The following is a 20,819-nucleotide window of genomic DNA, read 5'->3' as shown; positions in this document are numbered from 1 at the left end:
TAATAAAATTAGACTTACAACACCACGTCATAACCTTCAAATTTAGGCGGGCCAAGGTAGATTCCTTCCGGTGCTTTAGCATTGGCATGCGCTTTGCGGAAGGCGTCTGACTTGGTCCAGTCGCGGAAAGCTTCTTCGGATTCCCAAACGCTATGGGAGATAAACACGGTGTGATCTTCCTGGCTTTCGCCTTGCAGCATTTTGAACTGCTTAAAGCCCGGCACTTCATTCAGGTGAGAATCGCGGTTGCGCCACACCTCTAAAAAGTCCTCTTCGCGACCTGGGGCAATCCGAAAACGGTTCATGGCGATATACATTATGACGCTCCTGTTAGAAGGGTTCTGCTGAATGGATTACGTAAATGCTAGCTTGATGGTAACGTCATCGGTTCATGACGAATAGCTTGGTGACGAATAGGCTTCGCGGTTAATGGCTAAGGCACCCATCCAGGTCGTTTGGTTCAAACGCGACTTACGTATTCATGATAATGCGCCGCTAACTAACGCCGCTGCGGCTGGCCCTGTGCTGCCGCTATTCGCCATTGAGCCCGAGCAGTGGCATGCACCCGACAGCGCGCTGCGCCATTGGCAGTTTGCCGCTGACTCTCTTATCGACCTTTCCAACGCACTCGAAAAACTGGGCCTGCCGCTGTGTATTTGGCAAGGCGATATGATCGATTTGCTGAACGCCCTGAAAACCCATTACGGCGAGTTTGCCCTTCATTCACATGAAGAGACCGGCAATGCCTGGAGCTTTGCCCGCGACCTTAGCGTCAAAGCGTGGTGCCAACAGCACGACACACCGTGGCATGAAGCGCGCCAGCACGGCGTCGTGCGTGGTTTAAAATCCAGAGTTGCTGACCGCAGTGCATGGGAAACGCAGTGGGAAACGTTAATGACGGCCCCCACCGCTACCGCTCCCTCAAACGCCCAGGCGGCTCCGGATTGGCAAGCGTTTCACCATATTAACGTTGATCATCTTCACCGCCTGACGCTGGGATTTGATACCACGCCCTGCCCCGAGCGCCAGCCCGGTGGCCGCAGCGAAGGCCGTGCAATATGGCGCAGTTTTATAAGCCAGCGCGGGCGGCGCTATCGCGGCTCGCTGTCTAAACCGCTGCTGGCCTGGGAGTTTGGCTCGCGGCTTTCGCCCCACTTAGCCTGGGGCACGCTTTCCATGCGCGAAGTGGTGCAGTCACTGCGCCGCCAACGCAAAAAGCATGCTGAAGACACCGCTTGGTCACGCTCGTTGCGCGCCTTCGCCTCCCGGCTTCACTGGCACTGCCACTTTATTCAAAAGCTGGAAAGCGAGCCAAGCATTGAGTCACAAACCCTGCACCCCGCGCTGCGCGGCCTGCGGGAGCGCGACCCTGAACCCCCCAACCTGATCGCCTGGAAGCGTGGCCAAACCGGCGTACCGCTGGTGGATGCCTGCATGCGTAGCCTGATCAACACCGGTTGGATCAACTTTCGCATGCGCGCCATGCTGATCTCCCACGCCACCTTTGGCCTTGGGCTGCACTGGTACGAACCCGCCCTGCACTTGGCGCGGCTATTTACCGACTTCGAACCGGGCATTCACTATCCCCAGGTGCAGATGCAAGCAGGCGCTACGGGCATCAACGCGCTGCGAGTGTATAACCCCATCAAACAGGCGGAGGATAACGACCCCACTGGCGAGTTTGTCGCCCGCTGGGTGCCGGAATTAACAGTTCTGCCATTAGAGTGGCGCGCCAAACCCTGGGCACTGCCGGAAAGCCTGCAAAAACGGTTCGACTTTCAGCCTGGCGTAAACTACCCAATCCCCAACGATTTTGAGACCGAAGCACGCCACTGGAAGAAAATGCTCTATGAGCTGCGTCGCACTCCAGATGCGAGAGAAGCCAGCCAAGCGATTGTGGATAAACTCGCCAGCCAGCGTCGACCTTCAAAGCAGCACGTTAAAAAAGCAAAACCCGCCAATCGTCAGCAGCTTTCGCTGTTTGATGAGGGCGGGTTGGAGGAATAGGTAGCCGTTACGCTTAGCTATAACTCTATTTGTCGATCAGCACACCGGCCTAATATCTCTAAACCCACGTCCAACTCTTCAAACTAACGCAAAGCTTTGCGGCAATTTTGGAGCCGTGAAGCGGTGGAAAATCAGTCGCCGTGCAGTCGATTGTTAAATCATTGCTTGTACAGTATTATGTGCATGAACAACATTCTGTACAGGAGAAATCTTATGGATGCCATTAGCTACACAGCCGCTAGAACCAACCTAGCAAAAACTATGGAGCAAGTCTGTGAAGACCATTCTCCTATGATCATCACACGGAGCAAGTCACAATCTGTGGTAATGATCTCTCTTGATGACTATGAGGCACTGCAAGAGACTGCATACCTTCTGCGCACACCAAAAAACGCCCGTCGTTTGTTGGAGTCCGTTGACGAGTTAGAGCAAGGCAGTGGTCAAGAAAAGGAACTTCTTGAATGAAACTCATCTTCTCCGAGAACGCTTGGGAGGACTATCTGTACTGGCAGAAAACTGACAAAAAGATCCTGAATCGAATCAACAAGCTGATAAAGGAGACCAAACGAGAACCATTCGAGGGTGTTGGCAAACCGGAAGCCCTCAAACACAGCCTTTCGGGTTACTGGTCCCGCCGGATTAACGAAGAACACCGTATCGTTTATAAGGTCACGGATGACGCATTGCTCATTGCCCAGCTTCGGCACCACTACTGATTTAACGCCGTTGTAACCTGTGCGGTTTGTGTAGTGGAGTCTTGCGGCAAATTGGCGAAGCCACCGCAAAACGGAGCGTAGCAAACTGCATCAGGTTGACAACCTTGTTAGCCTTACCTAATTTTACCCGATAGCTGACTGTTTAATAGAGAAGCTGACGGACAGTACTTTTGTTTTAGCGCGTTTACCATAATTCTCTCCGCTTCAACTACTTTAGGCCCCATCAATATCTCGATATTCTCAAATACATTTTCATCGAGAGTTAAATACAGATGTTCTTGAGAAATCCCCGTGCCCAGCATAGACAAAGATTTAATCATTAAATTGTAATAATCCGTCTCACTCATTTTACCCATCAGGCTTCTCGGGGCTGCGTTATGGCAGTAAAGTCTGAAGCGCCATTCGTCTTGAAATCGCCATACTTTTCTTTTATATCTCGCGACTTCGTTGTAGCTGATAGTAGTTTGGCCTGTTACTGAATTTTGTTTCAGGATTTCCTGTTTTAGTTTGCTCTCTTCATTCGTGTACTCGATCGCATATGGCCAGTCTTCTTTTCGCCACGATGGAGGCATCACCATGTAGCTCTCGCCATGCATTTCATCATAGGGCATATATGATTCCAGCATGACCCGGGCGCCTGGCGGCGCTGAGCTGGTGTCAGCTAAATGCATAAAACTTGGCACACTATCAAGGCTATAGCGATACTTTTTAAACATGTCGGTTTTAACCTTCAACCGCACACCTTTCATATCGTTTGTGTACATACTCCAAAGAGGAATAGACTCTTCCTCGGATGAACTCCAACAACTTACAAAGAAATACTTTCTCCAATCAAGAATATCGGCCGAACCACCCTCATCCATATCATCTAAAAAATCTAGACGCGAAAACCTAATTTTTTTTGAAGATAGGATGTGCGCCAGCCCTTCAATGCTTGTGTAGTGAAATAGAAATTCTGGAACAGACATGAGGCTACTCTATTTGAGGCTAACAGGTATTAGACAGCGCATCCTATGATTGGATAAACGCGCCGACATTATTGTCCGAAAAATGTAGCCGACCATACTCTCTCAATCCATTGATTTTTATGATTATTAATTTTTACTAGGCTACATATCCAAAACTCGCGCTTCTGCTGCATTTGTCGGCACATCAATTACCAAACCAAATCCAGCTTAGCACAGGGTGCTTAGGGCGACTGATTATCTTAGGTCTAGGCTTTCAATGCCCATAAAAAACCCGCCAATCGCCAGCAGCTTTCGCTGTTTGACGAGGGCGGGCCAGAGCATGACAGCGCTTAGCTTGTCGGCGACTTGCCACTCAACCGAATCACTTTCCCCATGGTCAATCCCTGCACGACAATCGAGAAGACCACCACGCAGTAGGTCAGCGTCAGCACCAGGTTACGCAGCTCACTTTCCGGCAGCGAAAGCGCCATGGCCACCGAAATGCCGCCACGCAGTCCACCCCAGGTGAGAATCCGGATCACGCCCGGTGACTGACTTGTCACTCGGCTCAGCGGGCCCATGATGATAGACACGCAGAAGCCCCGCGTGGCCAGAACGATAGGGATCGCCATAGCACCCGCTAGCAGCCAGGCACGTTCAATGGGCAGGATAAGCAGCTCCAGGCCAATCAGCAAAAAGAGCACCACGTTTAGAATCTCGTCGATCAGTTCCCAAAAGGTATCCACGTTTTCGCGAGTTTTGTCCGACATGGCGAACAGCCGCCCGTGATTGCCCACAAACAGCCCCGCGACTACCACGGCGATAGGCGCGGATAGATGCAGGCTATCCGCCAGGGCATAAAGCCCCATGGCCAAGGCGAGTGTGAGCAGCACCTCAACCTGGTAGTTATCAACGCGTTTAAGCATCTGATAGGTCAGGTATCCCGCTATTGAGGCCAATAGCAGCGCCCCGCCCACCTCCTTGAGCAGCAGCATACCGATCGCAGCCGCATCGATAGGAGACGCTAGATGCGATCCCTCGGCGGCGGCCGCGTCCAGCCCGGAAAGCTGCAAAAGCACCAGAAACACCACCACGCCCAGACCGTCATTGAACAGCGACTCCCCCGCTATCTGGCTCTCAAGCTGTTCAGAGACGCCGACGGATTTCATGATGGCGACCACCGCGATAGGATCGGTCGGTGAAATCAAGGCGCCAAACAGCAGGGCATGCAGGAAGGGAATGCTTAGTCCCATCCAATCCAGTACTAACCAGGTCAAGGTGCCGACGATGAAGGTGGACATCAAAGTACCCACGACAGCGAGTAGCGCAATGGGTAGCCATTCTTTTCTCAGGTTATCGAGCTTGACGTGGATAGCGGCAGCAAACAGCAGAAAGGCCAGCATCCCATGCAGTACTACCTGGTTAAAGTCGATACGCGCCACCAGGGCCGTCGCTTCGTTACGTAGCCCATCGCTGTAGGGGCTGACCACGATCAGGATAAGTGAGGCGACCAGCGCCACCAGCATGACGCCAATGGTCGTCGGCAGCTTGATGTAGCGATAATTGAAATAACTCGATACGGCGGCGAGCGTGATCAATATGCTCATCAAAGAGAATATGCTCATCCAAGCTCCTGATTGAAACGACGAGGTGTATGTAGGAAGCGCGGCGGTAGCATCGCTCGCTTCGCTTTGAGGGCCGGCGCTCCGGCATATTTCTAGTGAGTCAATGCGACTCTAAAATGCGAAACCCGCCATCGCCAGCAGCGAACGCTGTTGGCGATGGCGGGCTATCAATACCGAACTCAGTTTATCAGCTAAGCGCTTCCAGCGATGCCTCGATAATGCTCAAGCCCTCTTCCAACACCACAGACGACACCGTTAACGGCACCAAAATCCGGATGCTGTTGCCGTAGAAACCGCAGGAGAGCAGGATCAGGCCTTTCTCGCGGGCTTTGGCACATAGCGCGCCGGTCATCTGCACATCGGGCTTGCCGTCGCTGTTAAGCAGTTCAAATGCCGCCATAGCGCCGAGCTGGCGGCCGTGGGCTACCGCGGGGAAGCGCTCTTCCCATACGGCGAAGCGCTCGGCCAGCATTTTGCCCATCTGCTCGCTGCGGGCCAGGATGTTCTCTTCTTCGATTACCTCAATCACCGCCAGCGCTGCCGCGCAGGAGAGCGGGTTGCCGCTGTAGGTGCCGCCCAGGGAGTTGGGGCCAGAGGCATCCATTACCTTCGCGGAGCCAACGACGGCCGAGAGCGGCATGCCGTTGGCCAGGCTCTTAGCGGTGGTCAGAATATCCGCCTCGATGCCGCTGTGTTCAAGGGCAAATAGCTTACCGGTGCGGGCAAAGCCAGACTGCACTTCGTCGGCGATCAGCAGAATGCCGTGCTCATCACATAGTTCGCGCAGCGCTTTCAGGTAATCCGGAGAGGCGATGTAGAAACCACCTTCGCCCTGTACCGGCTCAATCACGATGGCCGCCGTGCGGTGCGGGGCGATATCGGTTTTAAACAGCGTGCGAATGGCGTTGAGTGAGGCTTCTTCGCTAATACCGTGCAGCGGGTTCGGGAACGGTGCGCGGAACACGTCGCCCGGCATCGGGCCAAAGTCATTCTTGTAGGGCAGCACTTTGCCCGTCATCGCCAGGGTCATCATGGTGCGGCCGTGGAAGGCACCGTCAAAGGTGATGATGCCGGTGCGGCCAGTGGCGGCGCGGGCAATTTTCACGGCGTTTTCCAGCGCTTCGGCACCGGTGTTGACCAGCATCGCTTTGCGCTCTGGGCCGCGCACAGGGCTTAGTTCACACAGCTTTTGACACAGCTGCACGTAGGGCGCGTATGAGATCACCGCGGCGCTGGTGTGCATCACTTTCTTGAGCTGCGCCTCTACCGCTGCGACGATTTTCGGGTGGCGGTGGCCTAGATTAAGGACACCGATGCCGCCCGCGAAATCGATCCAGCGATTGCCGTCGGCGTCCCACAGTTCTGCGTTTTCAGCATACTCGGCAAACTGGGTCGTCGGCGTCGCGGCACCGTTGGCAACAAAGCGGTTTTTCAGCTCGTTCAGTTCTTGGTTGGTCATCTTCATTCCTTTATAAACCGCCGACGCAGACGTACTTCAGTTCAGTAAACTCATCTAATCCATGGTGTGAGCCTTCGCGGCCCAGCCCTGATTCTTTTACGCCGCCAAACGGCGCCAGCTCTGTGGAGATCAAGCCTTCATTGACGCCGACCATGCCGCATTCAAGCGCTTCCATGGTGCGCCAGATACGGCGGTAGTCGGTGGCGTAGAAGTAAGCCGCCAGGCCGAACGGTGTATCGTTGGCCATCTGAATGGCTTCTTCGTCTTTCTTGAAGCGGAACACCGGCGCCACGGGGCCGAAGGTCTCTTCATCGGCCACGGCCATCTCGGTGGTGACATCGGCCAGCACCGTGGGCGTATAGAAGCGCTCACCGGCAGCGTGGAGTTTGCCGCCGCACATAAGACGTGCGCCCTTGCCTTGGGCGTCGTCTACGTGGCGCTGCACTTTATCGATTGCCGCTTGATTGATCAGCGGGCCGATGATGCTGCCTTCCGCTAGGCCATCACCAACTTTTAGCGCGTTCACACGCTCGGTGAGTTTGCTGACGAAGGCGTCGTAAACACCGTCCTGAACCAAAAAGCGGTTGGTGCAGACACAGGTTTGCCCAGCGTTGCGGAATTTGGAGGCAATCGCACCATCAACGGCGGCATCCACATCGGCGTCGTCAAATACGATAAACGGCGCATTGCCGCCCAGTTCCATGGCGGCTTTTTTGACCGTACTGGCACACTGGGCGAGCAGGCGCTTGCCCACTGGCGTGGAGCCGGTGAACGAGACCTTGCGCACCCGCGGGTCGGTCGTCAGCACTTCGCCTATCGCTACCGGTTTAGAAGCAGTGATGACGTTGATAGTACCCACGGGCAGGCCGGCTTCCAGTGCCAGATACGCGGCAGCAAGCGCGGTCAGCGGCGTGGCTTCAGCAGGTTTGATCACTACCGTGCAGCCCGCAGCCAGGGCTGGCGCGCACTTACGGGTAATCATCGCCAGCGGGAAGTTCCAGGGCGTAATCGCGGCGACCACGCCGACCGGCTCGCGCAGCACCAGCAGGCGCTTGTCGGCGCCGTGGCTGGGCAAGGTTTCGCCAGCCATGCGCTTGGCTTCTTCAGCAAAGAACTCAATAAACGAGGCGCCATAAATCACTTCGCCCTTGGCTTCTGCCAGCGGCTTGCCCTGCTCTAACGTCATCAAGCGAGCAAGGTCATCGGCGTGCTCAATGATCAGCTCAAACCAGCGGCGCAGCAGCGCTGAGCGTTGTTTCACTGGGGTGGCGCGCCAGGCAGTGCCAGCGTTGTAGGCGGCTGCCACGGCGTCACGGGTATCGTCGGCGCCCATTTCGGCCACGCGAGCAATCGTTTCGCCGGTGGCGGGGTTATCGACGGCAAAGGTTTGCTGGCCGATGCGCCACTCACCGCCCACCAGGGCAGGAACTGCATCGTGCAACCACTGTTCGATAAAGCTCATACATTACTCCTAGGTAACGAGGTAAAAGGCTTACAGATCCATCTTCATATGGCGGTCGCTGTAATCACGGCCGTAGGTGCGCAAGGCATGGATATACAGCACGATGCCTAGCGCTGCCCAACCGGCAAAGATGGTCCATTCAGCACCGCTCAACGCTGCCGGGCTACCGGGTAGGTAGAGGCATGCCATACCGAAGGAAAGAATGACCGCTAAGGTGCCGCACAGTTTGCCGTTACTGACCTTGAACGGGCGCGGCATATCCGGCTCACGGACGCGTAAGACCATGAAGGAGATCGCCACAAACAGATAGGCAATCACAATGCCTAAGCCACCGGCGTTTACGATCCAGACCAGCGCCGGGCGGCCAAAGAAGGGGGCTAAGCAGGAGAGAAAGCCCATCATAAAGATGGCGTTGGTCGGCGTTCTGTAACGCGGGTGCAGCTTGGCAAACGTCGCAGGCAGCATGCCCGCTTTAGCCAGGGCGTAGATCGCCCGCGAGCCGCCAATGTAGAAGGCGTTCCAGCTGGTAATGATGCCCGCAATACCTGCCATGACCATTAAGTTGCTGGCCCACGCGGCGTTGAACAGGCTGCCCATGGCATCCGGCACGCTCAGTGAACTCGCCGCCAACTCGGTGCTATCGAGCGCTAGGCTGGTGGCCAGAATGATCAGCGCGTACCACACCACCGCCAGAATCACCGACATCATCAGCACTTTGCCGATGGCGTTGTAGGGCAAGTTAATCTCTTCCGCCGCCTGGGGGATGACGTCAAAGCCAACGAACAGGAACGGCACCATGACCAGCACCGCCACAATGCCTGCCACCACACCGGTATCGGCCTGGGTGAACAACGGCATCATATTGATGGTTTCGCCTTCGAACAGCGAACCGGTCACAAACATCACGCCCACTAACAGAATCAACCCGGTGACGACCTTTTGCAGCAGCGCAGCCGTGGTGACGCCGAAGTAGTTAATCACCATCATGGCCAGCGAACCGCCGACGCCTACCGCTACCCAGGTGGCTTTCACTTCCCATCCGGCAATCGTCCACAGGTGACCGACGGCGTAGTTGGGCGCCAGGTGTTCGATCACTGTGGGTAACGCGACAGCTTCGAAGGCCACCACGCTTAAGTAGCCTAAAATAATCGCCCAGGTACATAAGAAAGAGGGCAAGTGACCTAAGGCGCGGTAGCTGTAGACGTGCTCGCCACCTACTTTGGGCATCGCAGCGGCCAGTTCAGCGTAGGTCAGTCCGACCAATACAATCGCTAAACCGCCGATAATAAAGGCTATAATGGCGCCTAGGCTGCCAGCGGATTGAATAGCGGTGCCGGTAAGTACAATCCAGCCCCAGCCGATCATCGCACCGAAGGCCAGCGCTAACACATCGCCACGGGCCAGTACTCGGACTAAGCCGTCCTGCTCTGATGAAGGTGTGGTCATTGTCAGTGTCCTGTGAATTATTGGAGTGGGTTATTGGAATAGGTTATTGGATGTTGTCGTGGGCGCTCGGGAGCGCAGTGTCCTAATCCTGTTTTCAAAGGGCCTGTCTAACAGAATAGCAACACGCTAGCAGGCAGCGAGGAAAAGGCGAACGCACCACTTTTGTGTTCGACTAGACCACTTCTTTTGCGCACCAAAAGAGTGCGCAATATAGCTAATGCTTTCGTCTAAACACCCGGCGATAGCGGGCTAAGCGGGGAAAAGGAGGCGTTGACATGGATCGAAGGCAGGTCGTGCACCAGCTTGAACAACTTTATGCACTCCAACCCGAGCGGTTAAGTAAGCAAGTGCGTATTGAGCAGGCGTTACGCCAAGCCATTACTCAGCAATGGCCTTCTGGGCTGCGACTGCCCTCCCATCGCCAGCTAGCGGAGGCTCTCGGCGTTTCCCGTCAAACGCTGGCGCTGGCGGTGCGCACGCTGCTTGAGGAAGCACTGCTTAAAACTGCCCATGGGCAAGGCACCTGGACCTGCAGGCCCGTTACGGCAAGCGCGTCGCCCGCTGGCAATACACCGCTTTCTGTACGAGCCAGGCGAGTGTTGGATGGCCCCGGCGCCAGCATGATTCAAAGCGGCGCGTTTGTACCCGGCATACCCGACATTGCGCAGTTTCCGATGCGTAAGTGGCGACAGCTCTACTCAAGCGTAACGGTGCCGCAAAATGCCCTGCTGCTGTCCTACTCCACCGGTGGCTATGGCCCGCTAAAACGTGCGATACGCGATTTCCTAGCCCGCTGGCGCAATCTTAGCTGCGACATAGAGCAGATCATTATTACCGACGGCACCCATAACGGCATCGAGCTCTGCGCCATGGCGCTGGCCGATGTGGGCGACACCGTTGCCATGGAATCGCCCTGCTATTGGGGCGCGCGCAATGTGTTTACCGCGACAGGTTTAGAGATTCAGATGTTGGCGTGGCAGCCCGGCCAGGGGCACGCGCTGCCAGCGTCGCCTGGCCCTGTAAAGCTTGCCTATCTCACCGGTTCACACCACTACCCGCTCAGCGTGCCCACCAGCGCGATCGACAAACAGCGGTTATGCGATGCCTTAACGCCAGCTTATATTATTGAAGATGATTACGAGTTTAACCGTGACGATCACGCCAACCTGCTCTTTGATCCGCATTCTGAACGCCACTTGCTGGTCGGCTCATTTTCCAAGATGATGTTTCCGGGCCTTCGCCTAGGCTATTTAGTCGTACCGCGGCATTTAGCCGGGCCCATGAATCGCCTGCGTAGCGAGCTTTTCCGCGAAGGACGCATGCTGGATCAAGCCGTACTGGCGCAGTTTATATTTGACGGTGACTTAGACGCCTGGTGTCGGCGTATTCAACGCGACTACTTAGGGCGCCAGCAGGTACTGCATGATCAGCTGCGCTCGCTGCCGCAGGTGCGCAGCGTTTCGCCACCCACCAGCGCTATCAGCTTATGCCTTGAGTTTGAGCCGCATATCAACGATGTGCTGATTGCCCAAACGCTGCTTAAAGAGCACTTGATTGTGCGCCCCTTAAGCCCGGTATGCGCGAAAGGCGACCTGCGTTCGGGCCTGGTCATGGGGGTCGGCATGCTGTCAGGAGAAACCCTGGTGCGTGAAGCACAGCGGCTGCGCCGTTGCTTAGAGGCGCTGCTGCGCTAAGGACTGGCGTGTTGCCTGTTAATGACAACAACCCGATTGGTAAGAACGACTTTATCAGCACTTATCCACAAGGACTTTTCATGCGCTGCCCTGTTGATGGTTTCATCGCTCATCCCTCACCTGCCATTGCTAGGCTACGCTTGTGGGCGGTGCTAGGCTTTTTGTTGCTGCTCTCTGGTTGCGCCACCTTCGCGCCCAGCCCACCAGAGGATCAAAGCAACATCTGCGAGATATTCCGCGAACAGCCTAGCTGGTACGACTACGCGCAGGAATCAGAACAGCGCTGGGGAACGCCTATCGCGACCCAGATGTCGTTTATCCAGCAAGAATCGTCCTTTCGCAGCCATATTCGGCCAGACCGCAAATACTACCTAGGCTTTATCCCCGGCCCGCGCCCCTCTTCCGCTAAAGGCTATGCCCAGGCCCAAGACCCGGTTTGGGAAGAGTATGAAGACCAAGCGGGCAGTCTGTTTGCCCGGCGTACACATATGAAACACGCCACCGATTTTATTGGTTGGTATAACCGTCGCTCTCAGCAGCAGGCCGGCATCTCGCTCAATAATCCTGAACACCTTTACTACGCCTATCACGAAGGCGCTGGCGGCTATCAGCGCGGCAGCTATCGCGGCAAGCCGCCAGTACTGCGCGCAGGCAGCCAGGTCGCAGCACGCGCTAATCGCTATCAGGCCCAGCTCAACGCCTGTGAAGCGGAATTCCAATGCCGCAAATTTTATCAAGTCTGGCCGTTCTGCCGCAGCTGAGGAGCCTAACGATGACATTAGCTATTGGAACGGCCTTCGTTTTTGTCGTTTTTTTCACCTCAATGCTTTCTGGCGTATTCGGGATGGCAGGCGGCTTGGTGCTGCTGTGGTTTCTGCTGCTGGTCTTTCCCGCAGGCACTGCGATGGCCGTGCACGGCGTCATACAGCTCACCGCTAATGCTTCACGCGCGTGGCTGTCGCGGCGCTTTATCGTCTGGCGCATTGTTGCCTTAATGACACTGGGCGTGCTGAGTGCCGCAGGCTTACTGCTGCTGTTCAGCTACAGCCCGAATGCCGCCACTGTCTCGCTGCTCATTGGTTTAATGCCTATTTTGGTATGGATGCCCAAGCGCTGGTTCCATTTGGACGCCAACCGTGCCAGCCACGCGGTGTGCTGTGGTATCGCCTCCGGCGGGCTGACGATTGCGGCAGGGGTTTCGGGGCCGCTGATTGATATTTTCTTTGTACGCTCTCGCATGGATCGGCGACAAGTCGTGGCCACTAAAGCGATGATTCAAGTTGTCGCCCACAGTATCAAAATCCTCTTTTACCTAGGCTCTGCCCTGGCGCTGAGCGCCGGTGAATGGAGTATTATTCTGCTCGCCGCGCCGTTCGCTATTTTCGGCACTCACACGGGCAACCGCATTTTACATCGCCTGACCGATGCTAACTTCCGCACTTGGACCCGCTGGATCGTGACCGGCATTGGGGTTTTCTACTTCCTTCAGGGGGTATTCCTGCTCACCCGCTAGCGTTGAAGCCCTCAAAAGCACGCATGGGATAGCGACCTATACTGACCTTATCTAATGATGGAGGTCGCTATGGATTACTACCAGTACCGCGAAGCGCTGGCCGAGACGCTGGCGCAGAGTGAGCTACCCTTTTCAGCGTCGGAATATCAAACGCGGCTAGAGAAGGTGCGCCTGGCCATGGCACACCGCCAACTGGGTGCACTGCTGCTCACCGATCCTGCCGACATTAACTACCTGACCGGCTATCACACCTTTGAGGTCTCGGTGTATGCGTGCTTAGTCTGCACGCAGGAACGCCTCGTACTGCAAGTCGCCTCGATTGAAACAGGCGCGGCGGTGGTGACTGCGCGGGTGGATGAGATCATCGGCTACCGCTGGGAAAACCTGGATGAAATCACCTCGCCCTTGGCGGATCTACTCGCACCGCATCAGAACATTGGGATTGATAGCTGGGGTGCAGGGCTGCGCTTTGGCGTTTTTGATGCCCTTACGCAAACGATTGGCCGTGACAGGTTTAGCGAAGCAGGCGAACTACTTGATGAAATCCGCCTGGTGAAAAGCTCAGCTGAACTTGAAGCGCTGCAAGAAAGCGCGCGGATAACGGCCTTAGGGTTGGAAGCCGCGGTACAAAGCATTCGCCCGGGCATGACCGATAACGATATCGCAGCGGTGGGTGCCAAGGCATTGCTGGAAAACGGCAGTGAATTTATGAGCCTGCAGCCGATTGTCACCAGCGGGCATCGTATCGGCATCATTCACGTCAATCATAAAAGGCATGTTATTCAGCCGAACGAGCCCGTCTTTTTAGAGTTTGGGGCGGCCTTTCAACGCTACACAGCGCCAATGATGCGCACCGCCGTCACCGGCACTGCAAGCCCTGCTCTGGCGGCGACTAGAGATCTATGCCATTCACTGTTCGAGTCGCTGTGTGCCACCATGCGCCCCGGCAATACCTTCGATCAGGCGGCGCAGGCGGCCGATGCACTGCTCGCTCCTCAGCGTGACAAATTCTTCTTCTCCGGCGTGTTTGGCTATTCCGTAGGGGCACAGTTCCCGCCTAGCTGGGTGGAAGGCACAGGCTATGTCGCCAAAGGCCAGATGCGTGCTTTTGAAGCCAATATGGTGTTCCACCTGCCGCTCTGCTTGCGGGTACCCGGCCAGTGGGGCGTCGGGTTAAGCGACACCGTGGTGGTCACCGAACAAGGCGCCAAGCCGCTGACCAATAACGACTGGCAGCTGTTCAGCCAATAACCTCAGTATGACTTCAAATACTTTCATGCTGGGCATCAGGCCTGCCGTTGAGCGGCCTGATAGCGAAGACGCGCAGCCACAATGGTGCGGTGATGCGTATCGGCCCACGCCATCAGCGGTTGCATTGGCTCAAGAAAAGAATGGCCCAGCGGGGTGAGAGTATATTCCACTCGTGGAGGGACTTCAGCGTAGAGCGTCCGCGTGATAAAGCCATTCTGCTCCAATCTTTTGAGGGTTCGCGAGGGCCTTTTTTATATGTGGCGTGGCTGCTTTATTGCTCTTTCGGCTTGCAAGCTTGATGATAAAAGAAGCGCTGAGCGCATAGATAAATAGATAGGTAAATAGATAGATGAACAGTCAGTTAATAGGATTTAGGGCAGGCCACCTGCGCTAACGTCAGTTAGCGCAGCAGCAGATCCCCTTCTATAGGGATAAACTCGCTCGCCTCGTTCATCAGCGAGGCGGCGGTCAGCTGGGGCACGCCATACACTTCCACTTTCTTGCCATGCACCGTGCGGATTTTATGGGCGAGCAAATCAAAATCGCCGTCGCCTGAGACCAGAACGATGACATCGGCCTTTTCCGCGTACTCAATCGCATCGAGGGTAATACCGACGTCCCAGTCACCTTTGGCAGAGCCGTCTGCACGCTGAATAAACGGCTTGAGCTTCACCTCAAAACCAATCGCTCTGAGTATGTTTTGGAACTCGCGCTGTTTTTTGTCGCCTTTATTGATGGCATAGCAAAACGCAGCTACAACCTCTCTGTTAGCGGTAGCCTGTGCCCAGAATTTGTTGTAATCGAAGTTTTTTCGATACGCGTCACGCGTGGTGTAGTAGACGTTCTGTGTATCAACAAATATCGCAACTTTGTGCATAAGGTAGCGCTTTCCTGTTAAGTAAGTCAGCAATCACTTAGCGCCCCAAGCGTATGCCATGTTCGCGGTACAACTCTGTAATGCAAATACTCGGCTCGGATTATCAAAGGGGAATGTGCCCTTTGTCGATCAGTAAGACACGAGGCCACTCAAGCGAATATACACAACTTTTGACAATAACTCGGCTTAGCGCTATCGTCACCACAAATGCAAATGAGAAACACTTTCTTCTTAAAATTGGTTTTCCGGCCAGCAACACCATCGAAAGCCATAAGCGCGAGGGATCAGTGAGATGACGAGCGAGCAGCGGCAACTTCGCCAAACAGTCATGTTTTTGCGCACCTCTTTTGAAGCAGTTCAGCACTCTATTGCTGGCCGCCTAGAAGACCCGCTGCCCTGCTGGATGGATACCAGCATGCTTTCCATGCTGGCGCGGGAGCTCTCACGCTGTGGCCATCAGTCGCAACCACTATTTTCTCCGTCGACAACGGAACAGCTTTATCTGGCGTCACAACAGTGCGAACTGCTACTCAAGCAGTGCCCTGGCGTACTGAGCAGCGCTGTCTGCTATCGCCAGTTAGCTGCTATCAGGCGGTCGCTGTCGAATGCCTTACAGCATATTGATACGCCCACCAAACGCCGGTGGCTCTGGCAACGCCATTAACCAGCGCCGTGTATTTTTGGCATCCCATGCGTTTTTAACTGGAATCAACACTTGGCCAGTATACGTTTCCGTACCCCCTTGATTTATCATGCGTCACGCTAAGTAAGACGCCAGTGAGCGCTCACGCTACGACTCATCTCATTAAGGGTATTTCCATGGTTGAAAAAAATGCTGCGGCAGCGGCTTCTCGCTCGCCTAAAAAATGGTATCAGGCGGTTCCTGATCCCATGGTGCTTATCTTTCTTATCCTCGTGGCGACGTATTTACTGACGTTTATTATTCCCGCCGGCGAATTTGAGCGCGTCACGCAAAACGGCCGAACGATGGTGGTCCCCGGCTCATTTACCTATTTGGAAAATGTAGCCAACATCCCGCTGTTTAATATTTTTGTGGCCATTCCTGAAGGGCTTGTCGCTGCCTCGCGCTACCTATTTATCGTATTCATCGCGGGCGGGCTCTTTCATATTCTGCAAAAAACCGGTGCATTAGAGAATGCCATTGGCGTAGCGGTTAACCGCGTAGGCGTTGAGCGCCGTAACATCATCATCGTAGTCGGCACTTTTATTTACGGTTTTTTTGGCGTGGCCGTTGGCTTTGAAAACAACATTGCCCTAGTGCCGATTGCCATACTGATTGCCAGCGCGATTGGCTGCTCAAGCTTGGTGGGTGTCGCAATGGCCGTTGGGGGCATTGGCATTGGCTTTGCGCTGTCGCCTATTAACCCGTATACCGTGGGCGTTGCTCAAGGTATCGCCGAGCTACCGACGTTCTCAGGCGCTTGGCTGCGCACGCTATTGGTAGTGTCATCGCTGGGCCTGCTCTCGCTGTATATCTGCAAGCGCGTCGTCAACATGGAGTTTGACGAGCCTGATAATGCCGAGTCGCTTAGCAAACCGCTCAGCGAATATAGCCTGACCAAACGCGACATTTTGACGATGGTCGTGTTTGTGGGTGGCTTGATCGCCATGCTGGTAGGAGTCTTCACCCGCGGCTGGTATATCAATGAAATTGCCGGCGTTTTCCTGATTTTGGCGATCCTCATTGGGGCGATCAACGGCCTGTCTGCGAATGGCATTGTTAAACAGCTGATGGAAGGTGCCGCTAGCGTCACTGCAGGAGCGCTGGTGATTGGGGTAGCGGCGTCTATTCAGGTGATTCTTGAGCAAGCATTAATTATCGACACCATTGTTAATGCGTTGAGTACGTTGATCGACGGCATTCCATCCGTATTTGCTGCCATTATGGCCAGCGTAGTACAGGGCGTTATCAACCTGTTTATTCCTTCTGGTTCCGGCCAGGCGCTAGTCACCATGCCAATTCTTATCCCTGTCGCTGATCTCGTTGGCATGAGCCGCCAGTTGATGATCACTGCATTTCAGATTGGTGACGGCTTAACCAACCTCATTATTCCTACGTCAGGCGGTACGCTGGCCATGCTGGCACTCGGGCGCGTGTCATACGCTCAGTGGCTAAAAGCGATTCTGCCCTTTATGGTGATGGTGTACGGTCTGGCGTGGGTTGCGCTGATCATCGGCCACTTGGTGGGCTATTAAGCACAGTATTAAGCACAGACAGTGCCAAAAAAGATTCGATTGGCGTTAACTAGTAAACTGGTCTATTCTGCGCCTTACTTGTTTATCATAGCGTTCCAAAGGAGCTTATTTGATGGCTTTCGAAACACTCTTTACGCCCATTCAGCTGGGCAGCCTGTCTCTTCCTAACCGCATTATCATGGCGCCGCTGACGCGTTCACGTACCCCGGACAGCGTACCCGGCAAGATGCAGGAAGCTTACTACGGCCAACGCGCGGGCGCAGGGTTGATCATCAGCGAAGCCACCAACATTTCTCCCACCGCCCGTGGCTATGTTTATACGCCAGGCATATGGACTGATGCCCAAGAAGCCGGTTGGAAAGGTGTGGTCAGCGCGGTGCACGCTAAAGGCGGCCGCATTGCACTTCAGCTATGGCACGTTGGTCGTGTGTCACACGAAATGGTTCAACCGGACGGCCAGCAGCCGGTTGCGCCCAGCGCGCTGAAAGGCGAAGGCGCCCAGTGCTTCGTCGAGTTTGAAGACGGCACTGCGGGCCAGCACCCCACCAGCACACCGCGTGCGCTGGAAACCGATGAGATCTCGGGCATTGTCGACGACTACCGCCAAGCGGCTGAGCGCGCTAAGCGTGCTGGTTTCGATATGGTCGAAGTCCATGCAGCCAACGCCTACTTGCTGAATCAGTTCCTGGCGACCGGCTCTAACAAGCGTACCGACCAATACGGCGGCTCGCTGGAAAACCGTGCCCGTTTCCCGCTAGAAGTCGTCGACGCAGTGGTTGATGTATTTGGCGGTGATCGGGTGGGCATCCGCATGACGCCATTTATCGAGCTCTTTGGCCTGACCGACGACGAGCCAGAAGCCATGGCGTTTTACATGGCCGAGCAGCTTTCCAAGCGCGGTCTTGCCTATCTGCACCTGAACGAACCCAACTGGGCCGGTGGCGATATCACCTTCCCTGACGGTTTCCGTGCGCAGATGCGCGAGCGCTTTAGCGGCAGCTTGATTTACTGTGGCAACTACGATGCCGAACGCGCCGAAGCTCGCATTGGTGAAAATACGACCGACGCCATTGCCTTTGGCCGTCCGTATATTGCCAACCCTGATCTGCCGGAACGCTTCCGCGTTAACGCACCGCTCACCCAGCCGAACCATGAAACGTTCTATGGCGGTGACGAGAAGGGTTACACCGACTACCCGTTTATGGATAACGGCTATGATCGTCGCAGCTAAGGTATGCGCTTAGCGCACGGCTAAAAGGCTATGCGAGAAAAGCACCGCTCACGCGGTGCTTTTTTTATGCCTACTCCTTTTCAAACGCTGGTAGGCTATTACTCTCTGCGCTAAAGGAGCAGCGTTAAAATGCTTGAATCACTGATTGTGTTACTGATTTCGATAGCGCTGGTGGGATTAACGGCGAGTACAGGCGCACGCTTTCGGCCTGACAGCTGGTATCGCGAACTGAGCAAGCCTTCCTGGACACCGCCAGATATCGCGTTCCCGATCGCCTGGGGAATACTGTATATATTGATGGCGATAGCCGCATGGCGACTGTATATGGCCGATCACTCATCTTGGCGGACAGCGGGTTTAGTCGTTTACGCACTGCAGTTACTGGTTAATGCTGCGTGGTCTTGGCTGTTCTTTGGCCGTAAGCAGATTGTTGCAGCGCTTGCCGATATCGTGGGGCTACTGAGCCTGATAACGGTCGCTATTGCGGTGTTTTCACAGGTGAGTACCCTAGCCGCATGGCTAATGGTGCCCTACTGGCTGTGGGTAGCTCTTGCGCTGGCACTCAATGCTTCTATTTGGCGGCTTAATCGACGTTAATTGAATGAGCAAATATCACGAGATATTCCAGGGCGAGCGTCTCGATGCTGATCGAGTGCCCGCCACTGACGCTACTTAATCAGCGTGTTGTCCCTTAAACAACGCCCTGGCTGCGCAGGTAGTCGTCATAGCTGCCGCTGAAATCGACAATGCCTTCTGGCTGCATATCAATAATGCGCGTGGCCAGCGATGACACAAACTCGCGATCGTGGCTCACAAACATAAGTGTACCGGGGTAGTTTTCCAACGCTAGGTTTAACGCTTCGATAGACTCCATATCCAGGTGGTTAGTCGGTTCATCCATCAGCATTACGTTGGGCTGAGTAAGGATTAACTTACCAAACAGCATACGGCCCTGCTCACCACCGGAAATCACCTTCACCGACTTGCCGATATCGTCGCTGGAAAACAGCATCCGCCCTAGTGCGCCGCGAACCACTTGCTCACCACCATTGGTCCAGCTAGACATCCACTCAAACAACGTAGCGTCGACAGCGAAATCATCGCCATGATCCTGGGCAAAAACACCCACATCCGCCGCTTCCGTCCATTTCACCTCACCAGCATCCGGGTGCAACTCGCCGGCCAGCGTTTTAAGCAGCGTGGTTTTGCCGATACCATTAGGTCCGATAATGGCAATACGCTCACCGGCTTCAACCGTCATGGATAAGCGCTTAAACAGCGGCGCGTTGCCATCGTAGGCTTTGGTAATCGCATCCACATTCACGGCGTTACGGTGAATTTTTTTGGCCTGATCAAAACGGATAAACGGACTAACGCGGCTGGAAGGCTTAATGTCTTCGAGTTTGATTTTATCGATTTGACGCGCACGCGATGTGGCCTGCTTGGCTTTCGAGGCGTTGGCAGAGAAACGGCTAACAAACTGCTGCAGCTCAGCAATTTGCGCTTTTTTCTTGGCATTATCCGAGTGCTGACGCTCGCGAACGGCGGTAGCAGCGGTCATGTAATCATCATAATTACCGGGGAACAGGGTAATCTCGCCGTAGTCCAGATCCGCCATGTGCGTGCATACGCTATTCAGAAAGTGGCGGTCGTGAGAAATGATGATCATGGTGCTGTTGCGCGCTTTAAGCATATCTTCCAACCAGCGGATCGTGTTGATATCCAGGTGGTTGGTAGGCTCATCCAGCAGTAACACATCAGGATCAGAGAACAGCGCCTGGGCCAGCAACACGCGCAGTTTCCAGCCGGGTGAGACTTCACTCATCGGGCCAGTATGCTGTTCAATAGGAATACCCAAACCCAGCAGCAGTTCGCCAGCGCGCGGCTCGGCGGTATAGCCGTCCAACTCAGCAAAGCGTACTTCAAGGTCAGCGACGGCCATGCCGTCTTCTTCGCTCATTTCTGGCAAGCTATAAATACGCTCACGTTCAGCGGCTATTGACCACAGCTCAACGTTGCCCATGATCACGGTATCGATCACACGCTCGTTCTCAAACGCGAACTGATCCTGGCGCAGTTTACCTAGCCGTGTGCTGCTATCCAGCATCACCTGGCCGGAAGAGGGCTCCAAATCACCACCTAAAATTTTCATAAAGGTGGATTTTCCGCAGCCGTTTGCGCCAATCAGGCCGTAACGGTTGCCGTTATTGAATTTAACGGAAACATTTTCAAACAGGGGCTTAGCCCCAAACTGCATGGTGATATTGGCGGTTGCGATCACAAAAAAAAGCCCTGGTTAGCATACCTGTAATGACAGTTTTACTATACGAAAGGCTCGCGATTCTACGCGCTCTTGGGCGCGTATTCATCCACC

The 20,819-nt window shown here is 54.8% G+C and carries 19 protein-coding genes and 1 pseudogene; 11 read left to right on the top strand and 9 right to left on the bottom strand.

The window, feature by feature from the left end:
- Window positions 1–14: 14 nt before the first annotated feature.
- Window positions 15–317 carry an antibiotic biosynthesis monooxygenase gene (locus CIK78_RS04450; RefSeq protein ID WP_096277607.1) on the bottom strand — a complete coding sequence of 101 codons (303 nt, stop codon included), beginning with the start codon at window positions 315–317 and terminating at the stop codon, window positions 15–17.
- A gap of 112 nt (window positions 318–429) precedes the next feature.
- Here CIK78_RS04450 and CIK78_RS04445 point away from each other — a divergent pair, with 112 nt between their 5' ends.
- The 3 genes from CIK78_RS04445 to CIK78_RS04435 all read left to right on the top strand — a co-directional run bounded on the left by CIK78_RS04445 (window position 430) and on the right by CIK78_RS04435 (window position 2,723).
- On the top strand, window positions 430–2,007 hold the full coding sequence (locus tag CIK78_RS04445; RefSeq protein WP_096277605.1) for an FAD-binding domain-containing protein: 1,578 nt from the start codon (window positions 430–432) through the stop codon (window positions 2,005–2,007).
- A gap of 213 nt (window positions 2,008–2,220) precedes the next feature.
- Window positions 2,221–2,472 (top strand): type II toxin-antitoxin system prevent-host-death family antitoxin, encoded by a 252-nt coding sequence (locus CIK78_RS04440; RefSeq protein ID WP_096277602.1) that lies wholly within the window; start codon window positions 2,221–2,223, stop codon window positions 2,470–2,472.
- Window positions 2,469–2,723: a Txe/YoeB family addiction module toxin gene (locus tag CIK78_RS04435; RefSeq protein ID WP_096277600.1), complete on the top strand. Its 255-nt coding sequence runs from the start codon at window positions 2,469–2,471 to the stop codon at window positions 2,721–2,723. Before CIK78_RS04440 ends, CIK78_RS04435 begins: the two co-directional genes overlap by 4 nt.
- A 113-nt stretch (window positions 2,724–2,836) precedes the next feature.
- Here CIK78_RS04435 and CIK78_RS04430 read toward each other — a convergent pair whose 3' ends face one another.
- From CIK78_RS04430 to CIK78_RS04410, 5 genes are all read right to left on the bottom strand, one after another.
- A complete protein-coding gene (locus tag CIK78_RS04430) occupies window positions 2,837–3,691 on the bottom strand; it encodes a DUF2971 domain-containing protein (protein ID WP_096277598.1) in 855 nt (284 codons plus the stop codon).
- 329 nt (window positions 3,692–4,020) lie between these two features.
- Window positions 4,021–5,295 (bottom strand): sodium:proton antiporter, encoded by a 1,275-nt coding sequence (locus CIK78_RS04425; protein WP_096277596.1) that lies wholly within the window; start codon window positions 5,293–5,295, stop codon window positions 4,021–4,023.
- A 187-nt stretch (window positions 5,296–5,482) separates the two neighbouring features.
- Window positions 5,483–6,754 carry a 4-aminobutyrate--2-oxoglutarate transaminase gene (gabT, locus tag CIK78_RS04420; protein WP_096277594.1) on the bottom strand — a complete coding sequence of 424 codons (1,272 nt, stop codon included), beginning with the start codon at window positions 6,752–6,754 and terminating at the stop codon, window positions 5,483–5,485.
- Between the two features lie 10 nt (window positions 6,755–6,764).
- The gene (locus tag CIK78_RS04415; RefSeq protein WP_096277592.1) at window positions 6,765–8,216 is read right to left on the bottom strand and encodes an NAD-dependent succinate-semialdehyde dehydrogenase; all 1,452 of its coding nucleotides are present in this window, start codon (window positions 8,214–8,216) and stop codon (window positions 6,765–6,767) included.
- Between the two features lie 30 nt (window positions 8,217–8,246).
- Window positions 8,247–9,662, bottom strand: a complete 1,416-nt coding sequence (locus CIK78_RS04410) for an APC family permease (protein ID WP_096277590.1) — start codon at window positions 9,660–9,662, stop codon at window positions 8,247–8,249.
- A 275-nt stretch (window positions 9,663–9,937) separates the two neighbouring features.
- Between CIK78_RS04410 and CIK78_RS04405 the strand changes: the two genes are divergently transcribed.
- The 4 genes from CIK78_RS04405 to CIK78_RS04390 all read left to right on the top strand — a co-directional run bounded on the left by CIK78_RS04405 (window position 9,938) and on the right by CIK78_RS04390 (window position 14,120).
- A complete protein-coding gene (locus CIK78_RS04405) occupies window positions 9,938–11,356 on the top strand; it encodes a PLP-dependent aminotransferase family protein (RefSeq protein ID WP_096277588.1) in 1,419 nt (472 codons plus the stop codon).
- 80 nt (window positions 11,357–11,436) lie between these two features.
- Window positions 11,437–12,117 (top strand): lysozyme-like domain containing protein, encoded by a 681-nt coding sequence (locus tag CIK78_RS04400; protein WP_176483361.1) that lies wholly within the window; start codon window positions 11,437–11,439, stop codon window positions 12,115–12,117.
- 11 nt (window positions 12,118–12,128) lie between these two features.
- Window positions 12,129–12,869, top strand: a complete 741-nt coding sequence (locus CIK78_RS04395; protein WP_096277586.1) for a sulfite exporter TauE/SafE family protein — start codon at window positions 12,129–12,131, stop codon at window positions 12,867–12,869.
- Between the two features lie 69 nt (window positions 12,870–12,938).
- Window positions 12,939–14,120, top strand: a complete 1,182-nt coding sequence (locus CIK78_RS04390) for a Xaa-Pro peptidase family protein (RefSeq protein WP_096277584.1) — start codon at window positions 12,939–12,941, stop codon at window positions 14,118–14,120.
- 35 nt (window positions 14,121–14,155) lie between these two features.
- Here the strand turns inward: CIK78_RS04390 and CIK78_RS04385 are convergent.
- Window positions 14,156–14,347 (bottom strand): annotated as a pseudogene (locus tag CIK78_RS04385) (helix-turn-helix domain-containing protein); the annotation flags it as partial.
- 173 nt (window positions 14,348–14,520) lie between these two features.
- Window positions 14,521–14,997, bottom strand: coding sequence for an NYN domain-containing protein (locus CIK78_RS04380; RefSeq protein WP_096277582.1), 477 nt, complete (start codon window positions 14,995–14,997; stop codon window positions 14,521–14,523).
- 292 nt (window positions 14,998–15,289) lie between these two features.
- Here CIK78_RS04380 and CIK78_RS04375 point away from each other — a divergent pair, with 292 nt between their 5' ends.
- The 4 genes from CIK78_RS04375 to CIK78_RS04360 all read left to right on the top strand — a co-directional run bounded on the left by CIK78_RS04375 (window position 15,290) and on the right by CIK78_RS04360 (window position 19,042).
- On the top strand, window positions 15,290–15,661 hold the full coding sequence (locus tag CIK78_RS04375) for a hypothetical protein (protein ID WP_096277580.1): 372 nt from the start codon (window positions 15,290–15,292) through the stop codon (window positions 15,659–15,661).
- A gap of 155 nt (window positions 15,662–15,816) precedes the next feature.
- Window positions 15,817–17,214: a TIGR00366 family protein gene (locus CIK78_RS04370; RefSeq protein WP_096277577.1), complete on the top strand. Its 1,398-nt coding sequence runs from the start codon at window positions 15,817–15,819 to the stop codon at window positions 17,212–17,214.
- Between the two features lie 112 nt (window positions 17,215–17,326).
- The gene (locus CIK78_RS04365; protein WP_096277575.1) at window positions 17,327–18,445 is read left to right on the top strand and encodes an alkene reductase; all 1,119 of its coding nucleotides are present in this window, start codon (window positions 17,327–17,329) and stop codon (window positions 18,443–18,445) included.
- A gap of 129 nt (window positions 18,446–18,574) precedes the next feature.
- Complete coding sequence (locus CIK78_RS04360) at window positions 18,575–19,042, top strand: TspO/MBR family protein (RefSeq protein WP_096277573.1); 468 nt, start codon at window positions 18,575–18,577, stop codon at window positions 19,040–19,042.
- A gap of 94 nt (window positions 19,043–19,136) precedes the next feature.
- On the opposite strand, the gene CIK78_RS04355 is transcribed toward CIK78_RS04360, so the two are convergent.
- Complete coding sequence (locus CIK78_RS04355) at window positions 19,137–20,726, bottom strand: ABC-F family ATPase (protein WP_096277571.1); 1,590 nt, start codon at window positions 20,724–20,726, stop codon at window positions 19,137–19,139.
- Between the last annotated feature and the right edge of the window lie 93 nt (window positions 20,727–20,819).

The sequence above is a fragment of the Halomonas sp. JB37 genome, from assembly GCF_002332255.1.
Lineage (GTDB): Bacteria > Pseudomonadota > Gammaproteobacteria > Pseudomonadales > Halomonadaceae > Vreelandella > Vreelandella casei.
This window is presented reverse-complemented; position numbering and strand designations above follow the sequence as displayed.